The 21,852-nt window shown below is 62.3% G+C and carries 18 protein-coding genes and 1 pseudogene; 6 read left to right on the top strand and 13 right to left on the bottom strand.

All coding sequences use genetic code 11. From position 1 onward, the window contains the following. The first annotated feature begins 50 nt into the window (after nt 1-50). Nucleotides 51-1,118, top strand: coding sequence for a lipopolysaccharide heptosyltransferase II (gene waaF / locus GWE18_RS09445; RefSeq protein ID WP_275185478.1), 1,068 nt, complete (start codon nt 51-53; stop codon nt 1,116-1,118). On the opposite strand, the gene GWE18_RS09440 is transcribed toward waaF, so the two are convergent. Then, the gene (locus tag GWE18_RS09440) at nt 1,100-2,146 is read right to left on the bottom strand and encodes a glycosyltransferase family 4 protein (RefSeq protein WP_275185477.1); all 1,047 of its coding nucleotides are present in this window, start codon (nt 2,144-2,146) and stop codon (nt 1,100-1,102) included. The genes waaF and GWE18_RS09440 overlap by 19 nt on opposite strands. A gap of 127 nt (nt 2,147-2,273) precedes the next feature. Between GWE18_RS09440 and galE the strand changes: the two genes are divergently transcribed. From galE to GWE18_RS09415, 5 genes and pseudogenes are all read left to right on the top strand, one after another. Beyond that, the gene (gene galE, locus GWE18_RS09435) at nt 2,274-3,287 is read left to right on the top strand and encodes a UDP-glucose 4-epimerase GalE (RefSeq protein ID WP_275185476.1); all 1,014 of its coding nucleotides are present in this window, start codon (nt 2,274-2,276) and stop codon (nt 3,285-3,287) included. A gap of 103 nt (nt 3,288-3,390) precedes the next feature. Beyond that, a complete protein-coding gene (locus GWE18_RS09430) occupies nt 3,391-5,211 on the top strand; it encodes an ABC transporter ATP-binding protein (protein ID WP_275185475.1) in 1,821 nt (606 codons plus the stop codon). Nucleotides 5,212-5,344: 133 nt separating this feature from the next. Further along, nucleotides 5,345-6,046, top strand: a complete 702-nt coding sequence (locus GWE18_RS09425) for a fumarylacetoacetate hydrolase family protein (protein ID WP_275185474.1) — start codon at nt 5,345-5,347, stop codon at nt 6,044-6,046. Nucleotides 6,047-6,365: 319 nt separating this feature from the next. After that, nucleotides 6,366-6,680 carry an EthD family reductase gene (locus tag GWE18_RS09420; RefSeq protein ID WP_275185473.1) on the top strand — a complete coding sequence of 105 codons (315 nt, stop codon included), beginning with the start codon at nt 6,366-6,368 and terminating at the stop codon, nt 6,678-6,680. A gap of 151 nt (nt 6,681-6,831) precedes the next feature. Further along, nucleotides 6,832-7,224 (top strand): annotated as a pseudogene (locus tag GWE18_RS09415) (ACT domain-containing protein); the annotation flags it as partial. 575 nt (nt 7,225-7,799) lie between these two features. Here the strand turns inward: GWE18_RS09415 and GWE18_RS09410 are convergent. The 12 genes from GWE18_RS09410 to GWE18_RS09355 all read right to left on the bottom strand — a co-directional run bounded on the left by GWE18_RS09410 (nt 7,800) and on the right by GWE18_RS09355 (nt 21,518). Next, a complete protein-coding gene (locus tag GWE18_RS09410) occupies nt 7,800-7,955 on the bottom strand; it encodes a hypothetical protein (RefSeq protein WP_275185472.1) in 156 nt (51 codons plus the stop codon). Nucleotides 7,956-8,115: 160 nt separating this feature from the next. Further along, a complete protein-coding gene (locus GWE18_RS09405) occupies nt 8,116-9,582 on the bottom strand; it encodes an NAD(P)/FAD-dependent oxidoreductase (RefSeq protein ID WP_275185471.1) in 1,467 nt (488 codons plus the stop codon). Between the two features lie 222 nt (nt 9,583-9,804). Continuing rightward, the gene (gene ahcY / locus GWE18_RS09400; protein WP_275185470.1) at nt 9,805-11,238 is read right to left on the bottom strand and encodes an adenosylhomocysteinase; all 1,434 of its coding nucleotides are present in this window, start codon (nt 11,236-11,238) and stop codon (nt 9,805-9,807) included. 127 nt (nt 11,239-11,365) lie between these two features. Then, a complete protein-coding gene (gene metK, locus GWE18_RS09395; protein ID WP_275185469.1) occupies nt 11,366-12,559 on the bottom strand; it encodes a methionine adenosyltransferase in 1,194 nt (397 codons plus the stop codon). 59 nt (nt 12,560-12,618) lie between these two features. Beyond that, nucleotides 12,619-13,971, bottom strand: coding sequence for a hypothetical protein (locus GWE18_RS09390; RefSeq protein ID WP_275185468.1), 1,353 nt, complete (start codon nt 13,969-13,971; stop codon nt 12,619-12,621). A 255-nt stretch (nt 13,972-14,226) separates the two neighbouring features. After that, on the bottom strand, nt 14,227-15,384 hold the full coding sequence (locus GWE18_RS09385; RefSeq protein ID WP_275185467.1) for an acyltransferase: 1,158 nt from the start codon (nt 15,382-15,384) through the stop codon (nt 14,227-14,229). 364 nt (nt 15,385-15,748) lie between these two features. Further along, nucleotides 15,749-16,867: a cobalamin-independent methionine synthase II family protein gene (locus tag GWE18_RS09380; protein WP_275185466.1), complete on the bottom strand. Its 1,119-nt coding sequence runs from the start codon at nt 16,865-16,867 to the stop codon at nt 15,749-15,751. Between the two features lie 19 nt (nt 16,868-16,886). Then, nucleotides 16,887-17,603: an ABC transporter ATP-binding protein gene (locus tag GWE18_RS09375; protein WP_275185465.1), complete on the bottom strand. Its 717-nt coding sequence runs from the start codon at nt 17,601-17,603 to the stop codon at nt 16,887-16,889. Further along, nucleotides 17,596-18,348, bottom strand: a complete 753-nt coding sequence (locus GWE18_RS09370; protein ID WP_275185464.1) for an ABC transporter ATP-binding protein — start codon at nt 18,346-18,348, stop codon at nt 17,596-17,598. The genes GWE18_RS09375 and GWE18_RS09370 overlap by 8 nt, the downstream gene beginning before the upstream one ends. Continuing rightward, the gene (locus tag GWE18_RS09365) at nt 18,345-19,376 is read right to left on the bottom strand and encodes a branched-chain amino acid ABC transporter permease (protein ID WP_275185463.1); all 1,032 of its coding nucleotides are present in this window, start codon (nt 19,374-19,376) and stop codon (nt 18,345-18,347) included. Before GWE18_RS09365 ends, GWE18_RS09370 begins: the two co-directional genes overlap by 4 nt. A 7-nt stretch (nt 19,377-19,383) precedes the next feature. Beyond that, entirely contained in the window at nt 19,384-20,253 is an 870-nt protein-coding gene (locus tag GWE18_RS09360) for a branched-chain amino acid ABC transporter permease (RefSeq protein ID WP_057854165.1), read from the bottom strand. Nucleotides 20,254-20,393: 140 nt separating this feature from the next. After that, complete coding sequence (locus GWE18_RS09355; protein WP_275185605.1) at nt 20,394-21,518, bottom strand: ABC transporter substrate-binding protein; 1,125 nt, start codon at nt 21,516-21,518, stop codon at nt 20,394-20,396. Between the last annotated feature and the right edge of the window lie 334 nt (nt 21,519-21,852).

Below are 21,852 nucleotides of genomic sequence, written 5' to 3'. Positions count from 1 at the left end.
GTTACCTCCGGAGCGGAATCGTCCCGGCGCCGAACAGCCGAACACAAAATATGAATATTAATTCACTTAATGGAATCGAGATGGAGGATGCCGCCGATACGCGGCCGATCCTGATCGTGCCCTATATGTGGATTGGCGATTTCGTCCGCGGCCACACGGTCGTGCGTGTTCTCAAGCAGCGCTGGCCGAACCGGCCGGTCGATCTGCTGGTGACCTCCCTATGCGCCCCCCTGGTCGATTACATGCCGGGTGTCCGGGCGGGAATCGTCTGGGACCTGCCCCGCAGCCGGCTTGCGCCGGCGAAACAATGGGGTCTCGCATCCGAGCTGCGCTCCCGGGGTTATCGAACCGCCCTCGTCCTGCCGCGCACCTGGAAGGCCGCGATTGCCCCGGCGTTGGCCGGGATCCCTGAGCGCATCGGCTTTTTCGGCGAGGCTCGATTCGGACTGATCAACCGGATGCGCTGGGGCGAGAAGGCCCTGCCCCGCTTCATTGACAAGAATGCCGCCCTGGCGCTGCCCTCCGGCGCGTCGCTGCCGGCGGAGTGGCCGGTGCCGCAGCTCGTCGTGGCGCCGGAGGAAATCGCGCGCTGGCGCCGGGCCAACGGCCTCGGCACTGGTCCCGCCGTGGCGCTGGCCCCGGGCTCGGTCGGCGCCTCCAAGCGCTGGACCTATTACCCCGGCGCCGCGCGGCTGTTGGCCGAGCGCGGGCTCGACGTCTGGGTGATCGGCGGCCCCGGCGAGAAGGCGCTGGCGCTGGAGATTGTCGCCGCCACCGGCGGTAAGGCCCGCGACCTCACCGGCTCAGACCTGCGCAACGGGATTCTGGCGATGGCGGCAGCCGGCGTCGCCATCTCGAACGATTCCGGCCTGATGCATATCGCGGCGGCGATCGGCACGCCGACCATGGGCATTTTCGGCCCCACCGATCCCTATCTGTGGGCGCCGCTGAACGGTCTTGCGGCCACGGTTGTTCAGACCAAGGCCGAGTTGCCCTGCCAGCCCTGCCAACGCACCGTCTGCACCATGAACGACCATCGCTGCATGCGCGACATCGACCCCAGCTACGTGGCCGATGTCGCGCATCGCCTGCTGGTCAGTCAGCCGAGCGTCCGATAGACCGCGGCGATCGCATGCGCCTCGGCATCGAGACTGAACTTTTGCAGCACACGCGCCCGCGCGCGTTCGCCCATCGCATGCGCCGCGACCGGATCGCGCATCAGCGGCTCCAGTGCGGCGACCAGCGCATCGACGTCGCCCGGCGGCGTCAGCACGCCTGTCACGCCATCCTCAACCACGAATTCGGCGGCGCCCGCGCGCGACGCCACCAGCGCCGCCCCTGAGGACATCGCCTCGATCAGCGTCAGGCCAAAGCCTTCGTTGCGTGAGGTGAAGGCGTAGATCGTCAGCCGCTGATACCAGCGCTGTACCTCTTCAATCGCGAGCTCGCCCGTGATGACGATGCGCGATTGCAGCCCGGCCACCTCGATCTGCTTTCTCAAGCCGCTGGCAAAACCCTGCTGCTCCGCCACGACCGCACCGACGATGATTGCGGTGAAATCGGGATAGCGCGGCAGCAGCCGGCACATCGCCTCGACAAAAACGTCCGTGCCTTTTTGCGCGCGCACCCGGCCGAAGCAGCCGATCGCGTAGCGCCCCGGCAGCTTGGCTTCCGCAAACGCTGCCGCGCGGTCAGTCGGCGGTGCATAGCTGTCGGTATCGACGCCATGCATCACGACCGTCGCCTCGCGCTTGAGAAACGACGCCGAGAGTTCGGAAGTGGCGATCACCGCATCCATCTGCCGGATCAGCCAGCGCGTCAGCAGCTTGTGATGCCGTTGCGCCGCCGAAGTGAAGACGAGTTTCAGCGGCCAGCCGAGCGCGCGCAGCAATAACCCTGCGATCATCTCGTCATTGCGCCGCGCATGCCAGATCAGGGAGTTGCGGCGTCGCCAGAGTTTCAACAGATCCGCAAAACCCGTCCGCGCGATGCCGTCGGGCGCATGCGGCCCGAGCCACGCCGCGCGGTACATTGTGGCAAGCCTCGGCGCCACCATCCGGTTGGTCGCCGTGACCCCCGAATAGCGCCTGTGCAGATTCGGCACGATCAGTTGCAGATCACTGGCCAAATTGTTCTCGATCGGCACGTCCTGCTCCGTTTCGGCCAGTTCCTATACGCAACATTAAGCATAGTGGCCAGTTCGGCCGCGCCGAAACCCACTCTTCACCGCAGCCCCGCTAGCATCGCCCCCAATAATCGGGAGAGGTGAAGTCATGACCGTGCTCGTCACCGGTGGCGCCGGCTATATCGGAAGTCACATGGTTCATGCCCTGGCGGACGCCGGCGAAAGCGTCGTCGTGATCGACAACCTTTCCACCGGATTCACCGCCTTCCTGCCGGAAGGCGTGCCGCTGTTCATCGGCGACGCCGGCGACGAAAACCTCGTCGAAGGCGTGATCGCTCAGCACGGCATCGAGAGCATCATTCATTTCGCCGGCTCCATCGTGGTGCCGGATTCCGTGCGCGATCCGCTCGGCTATTACCGCAACAACACCATGACGACCCGCAGCCTGCTGAATGCCGCGGTCAAGGCTGGCGTCAACCGCTTCATCTTTTCGTCGACCGCCGCCGTCTACGGCAATCCGGACCAGGTGCCGGTGCCGGAACATGCGCCGACGCGGCCGGCCTCGCCCTACGGCTCTTCCAAGCTGATGACCGAAATCATGCTGCATGATACAGCTTCCGCTCACGGCATGAACTATGTCGTGCTGCGCTATTTCAACGTCGCCGGCGCCGATCCGAAAGGCCGCTGCGGCCTCGCCACCGTCGGCGCGACCCATCTGCTCAAGATCGCGGTCGAAGCCGCTACCGGCCAGCGCGCCAAGATCGACGTGTTCGGAACCGATTACCCGACGCCGGACGGAAGCTGCATCCGCGACTTCATCCATGTCAGCGATCTCGCGCAGGCCCATCGCGCAGCGCTGGCCTATTTGCGCGACGGCAGAAGCTCGATCACGTTGAACTGCGGTTACGGCCGCGGCTATTCGGTGCTCGAGACCATCGAAGCCGTCCGCCGCGTCTCCATGCGCAATTTCGCGGTATCCTATGCGCCGCGCCGCCCCGGCGACATCATGACCATGGTCGCCGATGTCAGCCGCATTCACGCGACACTGGACTGGACGCCGCAATACGACAATCTCGAGACCATCGCCGCCCATGCGCTGGCCTGGGAGGAGAAGCTGTTTCGCGAGCGCGGCGGCCTTCCGCAGCATGCGGAATCAGCCTGAAATCAAGCGCTTATTTGGCTTGAAAAAGCCCCGCCAAGCAGGCAAGGAGTCACCGCAGCAGCCCTGACGCGCCGGGCTATCAGGCGCCGTCAATGGAACGCGGATGACCGAACTTCCAAGCAAACCTACCAGAAAAATTACCGACGACCCCTATGGCGCGGCGATCCTGATTCGCTGCCTCGTCATGGAACAGGGTTTTGTCTATTGGCGGCGCTATCTGACCGCGTTCGCGCTGATGGGCGTGTCCGCCGGCGCCACTGCGGGCTCCGCCTATATCCTGGGCCAGGTGATCAACCAAGCCTATATCGACAAGAACGTCGTCGGAATCGCCATTCTCTCCGGCGTCACGGTGGTGCTACTGTTCATCAAGGGCCTGGCGACCTACGGCCACACCGTGATCCTGTCGAAGATCAGCAACGCCATTCTCGCCAACAATCAGCGGCGGCTGTTTGCCAAGCTGATGAGCGAAAGCATCGGATTCTACTCCGAGCGGCATTCGTCCGAATTCCTGGCGCGGCTGACATCGGGCGCAAAATCCATCACCGACGTGCTGACGCTGTTGATCAATGCGGTCGGACGCGACGTGCTGCTATTGATCAGCCTGATCGGCGTGATGGTGTCGCAGGATCCGGTGCTGTCGTTTATTGGCCTCGTGGTGGTACCGCCGGCGATGCTGATTCTGCGCAAGCTGGTGAAGCGCATCAAGGGCCTCGCCCACAACCAGTTCACCGGCAGCGCCGACATTATGGAGACCATGCAGGAATCGCTGCAGGGCATCCGCACCGTGAAGGCGTTCACGCTGGAACAGACCATGCAGCGGCGCATCGACGAGAATATCGCGATCGTCGAGCGCAACGCCAACAAGATGGCGCGGGTTTCCAACCGCTCCAATCCGCTGATGGAAATGCTCGGCGGCTTTGCGGTCGCCGGCTGCCTGCTCTATGGCGGCTACAGCGTGGTCGCGCTCGGCGCTACGCCCGGCCAGTTTTTCTCCTTCATGACCGCTTTCCTGCTGGCGACCGAGCCGGCCAAGCGCCTGGCGCGGCTCAATATCGACCTCAACAGCCAGTTGGTCGGCGCGCGCATGCTGCTCGAGATCGTCGACAGCCCGGCGAGCGAGCCCGCCGACAACGACAAGCCGGCGCTCAAGCTCTCGAGCGCACGGGTCGAGTTCCGCGACGTCAATTTCTCCTACCGGCCGGACGAGCCGGTGCTAAAGGCCATAAGCTTCATCGCCGAGCCCGGCAAGACCACCGCGCTGGTCGGACCGTCCGGCGGCGGCAAGTCCACGGTGCTCGCGCTGCTGCTGCGGCTTTACGAAGTGAACGGCGGCGAAATCCTGATCGACGGCCAGAACATCTCGGGCGTGTCACGCCATTCGCTGCGCGCCCAGACCGGCTATGTCGGGCAGGACGTCTATTTGTTCCGCGACACGATCGGCGCCAACATCGCCTTCGGCAAGCAAGGCGCCACGCAGGACGAGATCGTGGCGGCGGCGAAAGCGGCTTGTGCGCATGACTTCATCATGGGCTTTCCGCTCGGCTATGACACTCCTGTCGGCGAGCACGGCACGCAGCTATCCGGCGGCCAGCGCCAGCGCATTGCGGTGGCGCGTGCCCTGCTCAAGAACGCGCCGATCATCCTGCTCGACGAGGCCACTGCGGCGCTGGACTCGGAATCCGAAAAAGCTGTGCAGGAGGCAATCGAGCATCTCTGCCAGAACCGCACCACCATCGTGATCGCCCACCGCCTGCACACCATCATGCATGCCGACGCCATCCTGGTGATCGAGGGCGGCGAAATCGTCGAGCGCGGCCTGCATGACGATTTGCTGCGGCGCGGCGGGCGTTACGCCTCGTTCTTCCGCCTGCAGCAGCGCGACGCCGGCCATCCCAGTCTGGCGCCGGTCAGCGCAACCGCGTAAAAGCTAGAGCATGATCCGGAAAAGTGGGTACCGGTTTTCCCTCGCGACAAACGCGGAACGCGTTTGCGCGGAGATCATGCTCAAATAAAAGATGAGCCCGGATTTTCATCTGTAACCTGCCGAGACCAACTTCATGAACGCAGCCTCCTACGTCATATCAGCAGCCCCGCAGCCCACGCTTCCCGTCGTCGGCGAGACAGCCACCTATCCGGTCCGCCGCATCTGGTGCGTCGGGCGCAACTATCTCGAACATATCCGCGAGATGGGCAATGACGAGCGCGCGCCGCCGTTCTTCTTCGCTAAACACGCCGACATGCTGGTGCCCGACGGCGCCACCATTCCCTATCCGCCGCTGACCAAGGACCTGCATCACGAGGTCGAGCTGATCGTCGCCATGAAGAGCGGCGGCCTCAACATATCAGCCGACAAGGCGCTCGACCATGTTTACGGCTATGCGGTCGGCATCGACCTCACCCGCCGCGACCTGCAGCTCGCCTCGCGCAAGAAGGAGCGGCCGTGGGAAGTCGGAAAATCCTTTGACTATTCGGCGCCCTGCTCCGCCATCCAGCCTGCCGCCAAGATCGGCCATCCTACCGAGGGCAAGATCTGGCTGACGGTGAACGGCAAGGAGACCCAGAAAGGTGATCTCACCGAGCTGATCTGGAACGTGCCGGAAATCATCTGGCAGCTCTCGCAGCAGGTAAAACTCGCTGCCGGCGACATCATCATGACGGGCACGCCGGCCGGCGTCTCCCAGCTCAACCCCGGCGACAACATCGAGTGCGGCGTCGACGGCGTCGGTACGCTGAAGGTTGCAATCGGCAAACCGGAGTAATCTGCGACTGAGCCTCCGCGGGATGCAAAGCCCCGGACCGAGGTCCGGGGCTTTCGTTGAGCGGCAGGATGGGTTGAGTCCTTGCGAACCCATCGCGATCATCGGATGCAAACGATGGGTATCGCGGAGTTTATCATCGGGCCGGCCGAAGGCTGGACCCGTTGGCTCCACCCATCTTACGCATTGCTCGGCTTACGCCGCAGCCGCGCGCGCCTGATATCGCGCCCCGCCGCCTCCTGGTTGCAAGATCCGCAAAACTGACACAGACTCCGGATATTGCCGGAGAATAACGGCGAACGTCAGATCGGAGGGCACGTCCATGATCAAGGTAAGCGTAATGTATCCCAATACACCCGGCGGGCGCTTCGATCACGATTACTACCGCGACAAGCATATGCCGCTCGTGAAAGCGCGCATGGGCGACGCTTGCAAGTCCTACACAGTCGACAAGGGCCTGGCCGGCGGCGCGCCCGGTGTTCCCGCAACCTATGTCGGCATGTGTCACATCTTCTGCGACTCGGTCGAGGCCTTCCAGGCCGGCTTCGGGCCTCACGCCAAGGAGATCATGGCAGACATCCCGAACTATACCGACCAATCTCCGGTCATCCAGATCAGCGAAGTCGTCGTAGGCTGACAACTCGAAAACCTTAGCCCGGATGAGTGAAGCGACATCCGGATGATATCCCCGCATATCGCGGAGCCTGTCATCGGGCGCGCATTCGCGCGACCCGGTGGCTCATGCGGATTACTACGGCTCGCAGAGCTCTTTTGAAGGGCATACGGCCATGCCAGGCGAACGCGATCTCAAGACGTTGTTGCAAAACATGACGCCCGAGATGCACGAAGGCGTCTTCGTTTTCTGCAGCATTTCGGAAGACAAGGAAATTCCAGCCACACTGAAGCCGCTACACATCTTCCGCGAACGCGAAGGAACGACTTTCATCGTGCGGCGGGAAGAAGCCGAAAGCGCAGGACTGTCATATCAATTTGCATCGCGACTGATCACGCTGACCGTTCATTCCTCGCTTGAAGCGGTCGGCTTTCTGGCGGCAGTCGCCGGCCGACTAGCAGAAGCCGGCATAAGCGTGAATGCAGTGTCGGCCTTTTATCACGATCATTTATTTGTGCCGGAGCACAGAGCCGATGAGGCTCTCCATCATCTTCAAAATATGTCGAGAAAGCGTAGCCCACCGATCGCTGCTAAGGCGGCTTACGCTTTCGCTATCCGCCCTACGGAAAGCCGTTCACCGGGGGAGAGCACGAAGTAAGCCGTAAAGCCATTGCGCAGGGAAGGCCGGAATGCTCCCGCTGCCCTGTATGCTCGTGTGCAGTTTTGTTTGCGCAAATCGCACGCGAGACCGCGGGTGCAGCAAGCACCCGGTCTTCCCTGCGCCCTCTAAGTTCAGGAGGGGCAAACGAAGATGCAAACCTCGGACGCAATGCGCCGCGAGAAGGTGAAGTTATGCCTCGTAGGATGGGTGGAGCGAAGCGATACCCATCAATGCGAGTGCGTGTGGCGATGGGTATCGCTTCGCTCCACCCATCCTACGACTGGATCCCCGCATGCGCGGGGATGACGATGGTGGATGTGTCGCTATTTCCCCGTCATTGCGAGCGCAGCGAAGCAATCCATTGTCACCTCGCGCACGGAAAGATGGATTGCTTCGCTGCGCTCGCAATGACGTTGAGACAGTTGCGTTCGCAGTTGAACAGTTCGCTAAATTGAACCAGAAAATCGAAGAAAGGCCGAACGTCAACCCCGCGCCAGCGCCTGCAGGCCCTTGAACGTGAGCCGCTTGGGATCGCGGACGCCGGCGAGATAGCATTTGCGGACGAAGGCAGTGGCGGCCTCGCGGTCGCAATCGGTCAGCGCCACGATGACATCGACGGCAATTCGCTGGGCGTCCATGGGCTTCCTCGTGCTGTCAGGGGCCGCAAGCCACGCAGCGTATAGTGACTCCGGTTAATCCGGCGTTAACCCTGAGGGCACCTTGAACGATTCGCGCTCACATACGTATACGCGAAATAACGCATGGGGCGTCGGGACGCGCCTCTCGCGGCGGAACCGCTCACGAATACTGCATCACCCCGTCGTCGATCTTGCCGTAGCGCAAGGTGACGATGTCGAGCGCATAGTTCTGATACAGCCGCCACGGCCGCTTCGAGCCCTGCTTGGGCAGCTTCGCGATCGAGCGCTGCACATAGCCGGACGAGAAATCCAGCGACGGCAGTTCCGTGACGTCAGGATCGACGTTTTGCGGCATGCACTGCTTGTAGCCGTTGCGGTCCATGTAGTTGATCAGACGGCAGACATATTCGCAGGTGAGATCGCATTTCAGCGTCCACGACGCGTTGGTGTAACCGAACGCCGAGGCCATGTTCGGAATATCAGAATACATCATGCCCTTGTAGTTCAGCGTTCGCGCGAAATCGACTTGGCGGCCGTCGACGCTGACTTCGAGGCCGCCCAGCACCTGCAGGTTCAGCCCGGTCGCGGTGATGATGATATCGGCTTCGAGCTCGCTGCCGTCCTTCAGCTTGATGCCGCTTTTGGTGAAGGTGTCGATCTCGCTGGTGACGACGGAAGCGCGCTTGTCCCGGATCGACTTGAACAGGTCGCCGTCTGGCACCAGGCAGAGCCGCTGCTCCCAGGGATTGTAACGCGGCGTGAAATGCTTAGCCACGTCGTATTCCGGCCCCAGCGCCATCTTGACGCCGCCGAGGATCAGTTGCTTGGCGCGATCGGGCTTGCGGCGGCAGAGCTGGAAGAAATACATGCCAAACAGCACGTTGCGCCAGCGGATCATGTGATAGGCGAATTTCGCGGAGAGATTCCGGCGCAACTTGTTGGCGAGCGCATCTTCCGCCGGCCGCGCCACGACGTAAGTCGGCGAGCGCTGCAGCATGGTGACATGCGACGCGGTCTTGGCCATCTCCGGCACCAGCGTCACCGCTGTGGCGCCCGAGCCGATCACCACCACACGCTTGCCGGCGTAGTCGATATCCCTAGGCCATTTCTGCGGATGCACGATCTGGCCGGCGAAGTCAGCCGTGCCGGAAAATTTCGGCGTGTAGCCTTCCTCGTATTTGTAATAGCCCGAGCACATGAACAGGAAATTGCAGGTGAAGCGCACGATTTCGGTCGCGCCCTCGCCCATGCTGCGTTCGGCTTCGACCGTCCAGCGCGCATCCGGCGACGACCACGACGCGCGTTTGACGCGATGGTGGAAGCGGATGTGCTTGTCGATGCCGTTGTCGGCAGCGGTCTCGCGCACATAATTGAGGATCCGCGGCCCGTCGGCGATCGCCTTCGGCTCGGTCCAGGGTTTGAACGAATAGCCGAGCGTGTACATGTCCGAGTCGGAACGGATGCCGGGATAGCGAAACAGATCCCAGGTGCCGCCGATGCAATCGCGGCCCTCGAGGATCACGTAGCTCTTGCCGGGGCACTTCTCCTGCAGGTGATAGCCTGCACCGATGCCGGACAGGCCGGCGCCGACAATGAGGACGTCGAAGTGCTCTGCCGTATCGGTCATGACGATCTCCCTGCTGATCGATCTAAGGGTCTGCAGGTAGAAATTGCAACTCGCATTGTCAGGTTGTCGCAACGATACAGGCTGTATCGGAATTTACTATTGCATCGCAACGATTGCGGATTGTGCGGCCGGCCAGCAAAAAGCTCCGGATCGCTCCGGGGCTTGCTGAGGGTCTGGCGTTTACGTCAGGAAGACACCTGCGACGGCGCGTCCTGCGTGAAATCAATACCGGTAATGATCCGACTTGTACGGGCCTTCCGGCTTGACGCCGATATAGTCGGCCTGGTCCTTGCGCAGCTCGGTCAGCTTGACGCCGATCTTGGCGAGGTGCAGCCGCGCCACCTTCTCGTCCAGCGACTTCGGCAGCACGTAGACTTTCTTTTCGTACTTGCCGTCCTTGTTGTTGGCCCAGAGTTCGATCTGCGCCAGCGTCTGGTTGGTGAAGGAGGCCGACATCACGAACGAAGGATGACCCATCGCGTTGCCGAGGTTCACCAGGCGCCCCTCCGAGAGCAGGACGATGCGGTGCTTGTCGGGGAATTCGATCTCGTCGACCTGCGGCTTGATGTTGGTCCATTTCAGGTTACGCAGACCCGCGATCTGGATCTCGTTGTCGAAGTGGCCGATGTTGCAGACGATGGCGCGATCCTTCATCGCGCGCATGTGCTCGATGGTGATGATGTCCTTGTTGCCGGTCGCCGTGACGAAGATATCGGCACGCGGCGCAGCATCTTCCATGGTCGTGACTTCATAGCCTTCCATTGCCGCCTGCAGTGCGCAGATCGGATCGACCTCGGAGACCATGACGCGGCAGCCGGCCTGGCGCAGCGAGGCGGCCGAGCCCTTGCCGACGTCGCCAAATCCGGCAACCATCGCGATCTTGCCGGACATCATCACGTCGGTGCCGCGACGGATGCCGTCGACCAGCGATTCACGGCAGCCATAAAGGTTGTCGAACTTCGACTTGGTGACGCTGTCGTTGACGTTGATGGCGGGGAACAGGAGCGTGCCCTTGTTCGCCATGTCGTAGAGGCGATGCACACCCGTCGTGGTCTCCTCCGAGACGCCCTTGATGTTCTTGGCGATCTCGGCGAAGTAGCCCTTCGGCTTCTCCTTCAGCAGGCGCTTGACGAGCGCATAGAAGATTTCCTCTTCCTCCGACGTCGGCTTGTCGAGGAAGGCGGTATCGCCCTGCTCGGCGCGGTAGCCGGCATGCACCAGCATGGTGGCATCGCCGCCGTCATCGAGGATCATGTTGGGCGTGCCGCCGCCGTGCCAGTCGAACAGCTTGGCAGTGTAGTCCCAGTAATCGGCGAGCGTTTCGCCCTTCACCGCGAACACCGGAATGCCGGCGGCGGCGATGGCGGCCGCCGCATGGTCCTGCGTCGAATAGATGTTGCACGACACCCAGCGGATGTCGGCGCCGAGCGCGGCCAGCGTTTCGATCAAGACCGCGGTCTGGATCGTCATGTGCAGCGAGCCGGCGATGCGGGCGCCCTTCAGCGGCTGCTTCGGACCGTATTCCTCGCGCGTCGCCATCAGGCCTGGCATTTCGGTCTCGGCCAGCGAGATCTCCTTGCGGCCGAATTCGGCGAGCGAAATGTCCTTGACGATGTAGTCGGTGAAGGCGGGCTTCTTGGCGGCGGCGGTGGTCATGGGGAGTTTCCCTTTGTTGAACTCGTCATTCCGGGGGCGCGCGCAGCGCGAACCCGGAATCTCGAAACTATCGAAAAAGATTCCGGGTTCACCGCTATCGCGGTGCCCCGGAATGACGCTGTTAAAACTAAACCGCGCGCTTGAGCGGTTCGACCAGATCGGTCTTCTCCCAGGAGAAGCCGCCTTCATTGTCGGGCGTGCGGCCGAAATGGCCGTAGGCCGAGGTACGCGCGTAGATCGGCCGGTTGAGATCGAGATGGGTGCGGATGCCGCGCGGCGTCAAATCCATGGCCTGGGCCACCGCCTTCTCGAGCTTGTCCTCCGGCACCTTTCCGGTACCGTGGGTATCGATATAGATCGACAGCGGCCGCGCCACGCCGATTGCGTACGCCAGTTGCAGCGTGCAGCGATCGGCAAGGCCGGCTGCGACGATATTCTTGGCGACGTAGCGCGCCGCATAGGCAGCCGAGCGGTCGACCTTGGTCGGATCCTTGCCGGAGAAGGCGCCGCCGCCATGCGGGGCCGCGCCACCATAGGTATCGACAATGATCTTGCGGCCGGTGAGACCGGAGTCGCCATCGGGACCACCGATGTAGAACTTGCCGGTCGGATTGATGTGCCAGATGGTCTTGCCGTTGATCCACTCCTTCGGCAGCGCCTCGCGCACATAGGGCTCGATAATGTCGCGAACCTGATTGGAGGTGAGGTCCTCGACCAGATGCTGGTGCGAGACCACGATCTCGCGAACACCGACCGGCTTGCCATTCTCGTACTGCACGGTGACCTGGCTCTTGGAGTCCGGACCCAGCACCTTTTCGCGGCCGGAGTGGCGCGCTTCGGAAATCAGCCGCAGGATCTTGTGGGCGTAGAAGATCGGCGCCGGCATCAGATCCGGCGTCTCGTTGGTTGCGTAGCCGAACATGATGCCCTGGTCGCCCGCGCCCTCTTCCTGGTTGCTGGGCTGCTTGGCGTCGACGCCCTGCGCGATGTCAGCGGACTGCGGATGCAGCAGGATTTCAATGTCGGCGGTCTTCCAGTGAAAACCCTCCTGCTCGTAGCCGATGTCCTTGATCGCCTCGCGCACGGTGTTTTCGATCTGTTCATTGGTAACCGATTCCGGGCCGCGGGTTTCGCCGGCGATCACCACCTTGTTGGTGGTGGCGAGCGTTTCGCAGGCCGCGCGGATTGCCCACGGATCGATGCCCGCCTTCGGGCCTTCCCGGTAAAACAGGTCGACGATTTCGTCCGAGATTCGATCGCAAACCTTGTCCGGATGACCCTCGGAAACCGACTCGCTGGTGAACAGATAGGACGCGCGCATCAACAACCCCTTAAGTTCCCGCCGGATGCCGGCGGCTGTGTGTTATCTATCCTGGAATGTCAGTCGCGACGGCGCGAAATGACGTAGGATTCGTCGTAAAACCAAAGCCCATTATGCTTGCGCAGAACCTCTCTGGTGGCATCGAGTGTTCGGCTGTTTTCAGTCATTTCCGTCAACCGGTCGTCTTCGATCTGGGCGACATACACCGCCGCATTCCACGCTGCAAAGGCCGTCGAGGTTCCGATCTGGCCGGTGACCTCGTTGGGCAGCGCTTCCATATCATAACGGAAGATGGAACGGTTATCGGCGTAGGCATTAAAGTTAAGGTCGCGCCCAGCCGATCCCAGCTCGTATTTCACCGCGCGCAATAGCTCATGACGGCTCACCGCGAAAGGATTTTCTCCGGGCCAGACCGACTGGATGATTTCCAGGCCCGGATCCTGCCCGTGGGAGTGAATTCCAATCAGACGGCCCCCTGCCCGCAGGGAACGGGCCAGCGGAGCGATGATCCGCTTGGCGCGGAAATTCACAGAGGATTTTGCCCGGTAGGGCTGGGAAGCGATCACAAGATCGAAATTGGCCTCGGTTCGGCCCGCCCGGGGGATGATCGAATCAAGCAGGAACCTGTGGTCCTCCCGATACACCACCAGCGCCACCGGGCGTTCATAGATCGGCATGCCCGATTTGGGGCTGATATTGGCCCGCCAGTTTTGTTCCAGAAACGGCCCCAATTCGGCAATTTGGGCCTCGAATTCCCCCGAAGAGGCCCCCCGCAAGGGTACCTCATGCCAAATCATCCCGGCGGCTGCGGCCGGCGAGGCCGGCGTCAGCCAGGGCGCCTCGGCGTAATGCATGTTGGTCAGGACGACGACGGTCGCGGGGTGCTCGAACAGCCGGTCCGGCACCTTATCGAGCGTCAGGCGGACGTCCTCCAGGCTGAGCTCCTTGCCGGCGATGTAGAACGGCATGTGGGGAAAGCGGCCGTGCATCGAGCGCATCACCCGCGCCAGCACCGTGCCGTCGCCGACGCCGGCGTCGAACACCCGAAGCGCCGGCGGGCGCGGATGCAGGCTGGACAGCTCCAGCGCCACCCGCTCGGCAATGACCCGCTTTTCGCTGCAGGTATGGACGAACAGCAGGTATTTCTGACGGTTCTCGAAAAAGCGGAAATTGCCGCGCGGATCGCGCTTTTCAGGCGGCACTTCGAGGCCGCGGGGCGGCGGAAGGCTGCCGGTGGACGCCGCGATATAGGCATGGATGCGATCCAGCGTGTCGACGGTGATGCGTTTGCCCTCGCGCAGGCGATGCACCAGCTTGCCGTCGTTGACCGCCCGGCGCCCGAACGTCGTCTCCGCCATGTCGGCCTGGCGGCAAAACTCGGTGATCTGGCTGAGAATCTGGTCGTTCTTCATCGGATGGAGTTTGGGAAGTTTCGGTGGGCAGAGCCGGATGGCCGAAGTGTCCTACCACCACCTGCCCAACGGGGGAAGGGCCTGCCGGATGCCCTGGCACGATTGAACCGCCCGATGTCTGCGCCGTGGCGGCATCGCCATGCCGGGCAAGCCGGAAATGGCGGCGGTCGGTCTGCAGATGAAGCCGGTCACCGTGTCGCCGGCGAGCTCGCCCCTACGCCGCCGGCCTTCTCCAGCACGACGCCACCTTCTCACTCACTTGGCCATCCGCAAGGCTTCGTCCGACGCAATCGGCGCCGGCGTGCTCGGGCCGACATCGCGGACCTTGGCGACGAACGAGAAGCGTCGCCGCTGCCGCAATATCGGCCGCTCGATCAGATGCCAGGAAAGCGCCGCAAAGCAGATGATGGTCGGAACCGCCAGGCCGAGTTGGGCCACCGGGCTGGTGACGTTTGGAAAAAGGCTGATCATCATCTGCTGTATCGGCATCCCGTAGAGATAGATTCCGTAGGAATAATCACGCTCGTGAAACACAGGGGGCATCGGCACGTTGGAAGCCCCAAGATAGGCCATGACGTAGACCAGCGGCAGCGAAGCCAGCACATTGAGTGAGGGAACGGTCAGTGGTCCAAGCGCTGCGAGGCCGAACAGGAACAGCATACTGAGGCCGAAAGCCGCATGGCTGTAGGGGATCCGATATCGCAACAGGTAGGCAGCGCTTCCCAGCATGAATGCCACGATCAGCCGCGACCCGCGTTCGGTGAAGGCGGAATAGCAGAGCTTGATGAGCCCACCCTCAGATTGCGGGCCTGCTGCAAACAGCGCCAGGGCAAGGCCGATGATCGCCATTGCCGCTGCGAAGGCGACAACCAGCGCCGGCCTGCGAAGCAAGCCAAAGATCATGAAGGCCGACATGATGATAAAGTAGCAGAAGAATTCGTAAGGCACTGTCCAGAGCGAATAGTTGACGACGTCGACGCTGTTGCCCTTGAACACGCCGGGCAGATGAAAATTCATCAGACCGAGGATGTTCGTCAGGTATCGATAGGTCCCTGGATTGGACAGATATTCCCCGACTGGAAGCTCGGTGAACAGCGCGCCCAGAACGAACGCCGAGAGCAGGACTTCGACGACAAGCGCCGGAAAAATCCGTGAGCCCCGATTGACGAGAAAATTACCGAGGCTGAGGCGCTGCGCGCTGCCCGCGATCAGAAAGCCGCTCAAGGCAAAAAATAGATAGACCATGCCGTAGCCGGCGAACCATGCGACCGGGGCTTGCTCGATATTGAATCCGCCATGCGCAAGACTGAAGGAGTGCCAGACCACAATTCCAAGTGCGAGGGAAATCCGGAGAAAGTCGAACCCGGGCCCAAAGCCGCGATGTCTGTCTAGCTGATCACCGAGGCTGATCACGCTCGCCCTCACACTTCGAAACACAGCCCACAAGGCTGGTGAGCGGCGGCCGCGAGACGGTCGGCGCCGCCGGTTTTCCTTTGTGCGAGCTTCGCCGGAAAGGCTGAACGGCAGGTTAAGGTACGGGTTTTGTTGTAATTCCTGTCGGCGACCGCGGACAGGCAGGTCGGAAAACACGGTCAACAAAGTCGAAAAGAAACCGCCAAAATATTACCGATGCGCGGGCGTTTACCCCGCGCATCCGTCAAGTGTTTGGAAACACCAATACAAGCGCCACATAGAGGATGTCATCACCCGCGCATTGTTTGGCCTGGACAAGCCGAGCGATGGCCGGTGACAACCGTGGCGCGCAATGACCGTGCGCCTACTTCCCCCACACCTCGCCAGCGACTTCCACCGCGAGGCTGAGCTTAGCCCACTGCTCTTCCTCGGACAGGATGTTGCCTTCCTCGGTCGAGGCAAAGCCGCATTGCGGCGAGACCGCGAGCTGATCGAGCGGAGCGAACTTGGCGGCCTCTTCGAGGCGGCGCTTGATGTCGTCCTTCTTCTCCAGCTCGCCGAATTTCGACGTAATGACGCCGACCACCACGACCTTGTTGCCCTTCGGCAAGTACCGCAGCGGCTCGAAGCCGCCGGCGCGATCGGAATCATATTCGAGGAAGTAGCCGTCGTAATTGGTGCCGGCCAGCATGGTCTCGGCGACCGGCTCGTAGCCGCCGGACGAGATCCAGGTCGAGCGGAAATTGCCGCGGCAGACATGGGTGGTGATCACCATGTCGGCCGGCCGCTCGGCCAAAGCGTAGTTGATGATGCGCGCGTAGATTTCCTGCAGGCCGTCAGGGTTGTCGCCGCGATCGCGTGCCTTCTGCAACTCGTCCTGCGAACAGAGATAGGCCCACACGGTGTCGTCGAACTGCAGGTAACGGCAGCCGGCGTCATAGAATGCCTTGACCGCCTTGCGATAGGTCTTGCCGAGGTCGAGGAAGAATTCCTCGAGGTCGGGATAGACCTCCTTCGAGATCGACTTGCGGCCGCCGCGGAAATGCAGCACCGCGGGCGACGGGATCGTCATCTTCGGCGTGACGTGCGCGGTGTCGGCATGCTTCTTCAGGAAGCGGAAATGATCCAGCATCGGATGGTTGTCGGGGAAATCGAGCTTGCCGATCACGCGGACGGCGTCATGGCGGGTCTCGACGCCCGCGAACTGAATACCGGTCTCGGGGTGAAAGAGCTCGCAACCGCCGAGCTTGGCGAGAAAGTCGAAATGCCACCAGGAGCGGCGGAACTCGCCGTCGGTCGCAAGCTTCAGGCCGATAGAGGCCTGCTTGTGCACGACCTTTTCGATCTCGAGGTCTTCGGCCTTGCGCAGGTCCTCCGCAGTGATCTCGCCTTTCTCCAGCTTGGCGCGCGCTTCCTTGATGCGCGGCGGCCGCAACAGACTGCCGACCTCGTCGGCACGGAACGGGGGCTTTGTTCTCTGCATGGTCTTCACTCCCATAAATCTAGTGCGCTGCAGCGCCGGCGACGCCGAGATAGCGTTCGAGCACCGCGGGATCGGCCTTCAACGCGCTGCTGGCCGCATCATGCACGATTGCGCCGCGTTCCAATATCACAACCCGATCGGCCAGCCCCAGAATCTTTTGCGCATTCTGCTCGACGATGATCGAGCAGATGCCGCCAGCCCGGGTGATGGTGCCGAGCGCCCGGAGCAACTCCTCGACGATGATCGGCGCCAGTCCCTCGGTCGGCTCGTCCAACAGCAGGACTTTCGGATTGAGGGTAAGCGCGCGGCCAATCGCCAGCATCTGCTGCTCTCCGCCGGAAAGCTGGTTGCCGAAATTGGTGCGGCGCTCCTTCAGCCGCGGAAACATCTCGTAGACCTTTTCCACGGTCCACGGGCCGGGCTGGGCCACGGCGGTCATGTTTTCCTCGACCGTCAGCGAGCGGAAGATATTGCGCTCCTGCGGAACCCAGCCGATCCCTGCACGCGCCCGCTGGTCCGGGCGCATCGCGGTGATATCAAGCCCACCGAGAGAGATCGCGCCGCCGAAGCGGCGGGTGATGCCGACGATCGAATTGATCAGCGTGGTCTTGCCGGTGCCGTTGCGCCCGAGCAGCGCCAGCACCTGGCCCTCGCCCAGCGCGAGCGACATCGAGGGCAGCACCACAGCTTCGCCGTAGCCGGCACGCAAGCTGTCGATGACGAGAAGATCAGGCATCGGCAGCCTCGCCGAGATAGACCGCCTTGACCTGGGGATCCCGCGCCACTTCGTCTGGCGGGCCCTCCACCAGCATGGCGCCATTGACGAGCACCGAAATCCGGTCGGCGAAGGAAAACACCAAATCCATATCGTGCTCGATCAGCAATACGGTGACATCGCGCGGCAGGGCAGCGACGGCGGCCAGAATATCATGGCGCTCGCTTTCCGGCACGCCGGCGGCAGGCTCGTCGAGCAGCAGCACACGCGGCCGCGTTGCAATCGCGACCGCGATCTCCAGCAGGCGCTGCTTGCCATAAGGCAGCGTCGCGGTGCGCTCATTCATCACATCAAGCAGATGAAAGCTCCCGAGCGTTTCCGCGATCTCCTGATTGACGTCGCCGCGCGTGCCCATACGCCGCCACCAATCGCCGCCGCCGCCGAGCCGCTCGGAGACGGCGAGCCCAATTGTTTCCAGCGGAGTAAGGTCGGCATAGAGCTGATTGATCTGGAAGGTGCGCGACAGCCCGCGGAGTACCCGCTTGTGAACCGCCAGGTCCGTAATGTCGTTGCCTTCGAGCAAGATTTGCCCGGCATTGGGCTTCAGCACGCCGGTCAGGAGGTTGATGACGGTAGTCTTGCCGGCGCCGTTCGGCCCGATCAGGGCATGGCGGGCGCCCTGCTCCACCCTCAGCGACAGGTCGCGCGTGACCTTCAAGCCGCCGAAGGATTTCTCCAGTCCTTTTGTTTCCAGCGCGATCGTCATGGCGCATCGCTTTCGGGAACGGCCACGACGGCCTTGCGTCCAAAGACCTGACGAATGACGAAGTTCGGCCCCCAAAGCACCCAGCGATGGATGCGCTCGCGGCCAACCAGAACCATCACGACCAGAACCAGCCCGATCCAGAACATCCAGTATTGCGGCGTGATGGTCTGAAACAATTCCTGCAGCATCTTGAACACGACAGCGCCGATCAAGCCGCCATAGAGATAGCCGGTGCCGCCGATCACCAGCACCAGCATCAGATCGGCCGAGCGCTCGAACGCGAACACATCAAGCGACGCCAGTGCCGTGGTCTGGGTGAACAGCGCGCCGGCGATGCCCGCATAAAATGCAGCCACCGTATAGATCGCGATCAGGCGTCGGTTGACGGGCACGCCGATCGCGGATGCCCGCAACGGGTTGTTCTTGATCGCGCGCAGCGACAGGCCGAACGGCGAATTCACGATCCGCCGCGCCAGCAAAAACAGCAGGAACAGTACGATCAGCGAATAGAAGAAGCCGGTCTTGCCGAACATGTCGAACGCGAACAGGCCGAGGATCGGCTGCATCTCGATCCCCTGCAGCCCGTCGGTGCCGCCGGTGATGTTGGAGAAGCGTTCCGCCAGCGCTTCGAGCAGCAGCGCGATGCCGAGCGTCACCATCAGCCGCGTCAGGTCGACGCCGCGGATCACGAGGAAGCTGGTGAGGAAGCCGAGCACCATGGCGATCAGCCCCGCTACGACCAGCGCAATGACAGGCTCGTTGATGATTCCGTGCAGCGCCATCAGCCCGGCGGAATAAGCGCCGACGCCGAAGAAGGCGGCATGCCCCAATGAGACAATGCCGGCGTAGCCCAGGATCAGGTCGAGCGACAGCGTGAACAATGCCAGCCGAATGATGTCCGTCATGATCAGATAGCGGGACGGAAACAGGAACGCGCAGGATGCCGCGAGGATCCAGAACGCGATCTCGGCCGGCCGCCAGCGGGCGCGGGCAATGGCATGGGATGAGACGTCGGATGTTGCGGTCATCGCGGGCTCATCGCGCGGCGGCGCGGCCGAACAGACCGTTCGGACGCCAGATCAGGATGACGATCATGATGGTGTAGATGACGAACGGCCCCATCTTCGGCACGTAATATTTGCCGGCGACATCGCCGATGCCGAGCAGCAGCGAAGCGAGGAACGGCCCGGTGATGCTGGACGAGCCGCCGACCGTGACCACGATCAGGAAGTAGATCATGAACTTCAGCGGGAAATACGGATCCAGCCCGAGAATCTCGGCGCTCAGTGCGCCGCCGAGACCTGCGAGGCCGCAGCCGAAGGCAAAAGTGAATGCGAAGACCTGCGGCACGTTGATGCCAAGCCCAATCGCCGCGCGGGGATCGTCGACCGCCGCGCGCAAGCGGCTGCCGAAGCGCGTGCGTGCCAGGATCAGTTGCAGCGCCACCGTGAGCAAGCCGCAGATCACGATGATCATCAGCCGGTAGCGGCCTATGCCGACGCCGAAGAAATCGAACTGGCCTTCGAGCGCCGCCGGCAGCTTGATGAAGATGCGCGACGATCCCATGATGTAGTCCACCGCCGCCACCGACATGAAGGTGAGGCCGATCGTGAACAGCACCTGGTCGAGATGGCTGCGGGTGTAGAGGTGGCGGTACAGCGTGCGCTCCAGCAGCACGCCGATCGCCGCGGCCGAGACGAAGGCGAGCGGAAGCGCTGCGAAGAACGGCCAGCCGGAATTGTTCACCAGCACCGCACAGATATAGCCGCCGGTCATGGCGAAGGCGCCATGGGCGAGATTGACGAAATTCATCAGCCCGAGCGTCACCGCGAGCCCGCAGGCCAGCACGAACAGCAACATGCCGTAAGCGACACCGTCGAACAGGATGGTGAACAGCGTGGTCATGGGATGGGGCTGAACCTCTCAACGCAACCCGTCATTCCGGGATGGTCCGAAGGACCAGACCCGGAATCTCGAGATCCTTGATGCGCAATTGCGCATCTGGGGTTCGCGCTGATGCGCGCCCCGGGATGACGCGTCCCGCGTCACTTCTTGGTCTTGCCGGAATCCTTCACGGCCTCGAAGGTCGCAAACTCGACGTTGTAGAGTTCGCCGTCGACCTTCTCGACCTTGCGGATGTAGATGTTCTGCACGATGTCGCGGGTTTCCGGATCGATCGAGATCGGGCCGCGAGGGCTTTCCCACTTCATGCCCTTCATCGCCTCGACCAGCGCATCGCCGTCGGTTTTGCCGCCGGTCTTCTTCAGTGCCTCGTAGATCAGGCGGATGCCGTCATAGCCGCCGACCGCCATGAAGCCCGGGCGCTGGCCGAAGGCCTTCTTGTAGGCGGCGACGAATTCCTTGTTTGCGGCCGAGGGATGGGCCGCGGAATAAAGATGCGCGGTGACGGTGCCGAGCGCAGCATCGCCCATGCCATTGAGCAGGTCGTCATCCATCACGTCGCCGGGGCCGATCACCTTGATGCCCGCTTTGTCGAGCCCGCGTTCGGCATATTGCTTCATGAAGTTGCCGCCCTGTCCTGCCGGCACGAACACGAACACGGCGTCGGGCTTGGAATCCTTCATACGCTGCAGAAACGGAGCGAAATCAGGATTTTGCAGCGGCACCTTCACCTCTTCCACGATCTCGCCGCCACCGGCGGTGAAGTTCTGCTTGAAGAAGTTCAGCGCGTCGTTGCCGGGCGCATAGTCGGAGGTTAGCGTCGCGACCTTTTTGATGCCGTTCTTCGCGGCCCAATCACCGATGATGGTCGACGATTGCGCCAGCGTGAACGAGGTGCGGACGATGTAGGGCGAACGCTCGGTGATGATCGAGGTGCCCGCCGCCATCACGATTTCCGGAACCTTGGCCTGCGTCGCCAGAGGCGCCGCGGCAAGGGCTGCCGGCGTCACGCCAAAGCCCGCGATGAAATTGACTTTGTCGTTGACGATCAGTTCCTGCGCGAGGCGCTTGGTGTTGTCGGGAACTGCGGCGTCGTCCTTGAGGATGACTTCGATCTTCTTGCCGGCGACGGTGTCGCCGTTCTGCTGCATGTAGAGTTTGACCGCGTTGTCGATCTGCTTGCCGGTCGATGCCTGGCCGCCGGTCATCGGCAGGATCAGCCCGATCTTGACGGTTTGCTGGGCGTGAGCCGGCTCCAGTGCCAGCATCCCTGCGACAGCGCCTGCGGCCAGCAACATGTGACTGCGAAAAGACATGAACGTTTCTCCCCCTGATCGGTCTTGTGCCTCGAACCGAGTCCCCGGCCCTTGATCTCACCATAACCCAGATTTTTCGGCAGGGTAGCGCGGCAACATGGCGTCCTTGGCCGCCCTTTTGTCAATCGGACCATTGGCGTGCCGCGGCGAAGAGGCTAGGCCAGCCGGAACTGTCACGAAATACGCAACGGTATTATGATATGATCCGATTTCGCCGCCCGACGCCTCCCGTGGATTAGCTATTTGTACGGTTGTACAAATCAAATGGTCCTGTCAACAAAGAAGC

Source organism: Bradyrhizobium sp. CSA112 (genome assembly GCF_029051645.1).
GTDB lineage: Bacteria > Pseudomonadota > Alphaproteobacteria > Rhizobiales > Xanthobacteraceae > Bradyrhizobium.
Note: the sequence above shows the minus strand (reverse complement) of the source record. Positions and strands in the feature narration are given on the sequence as shown.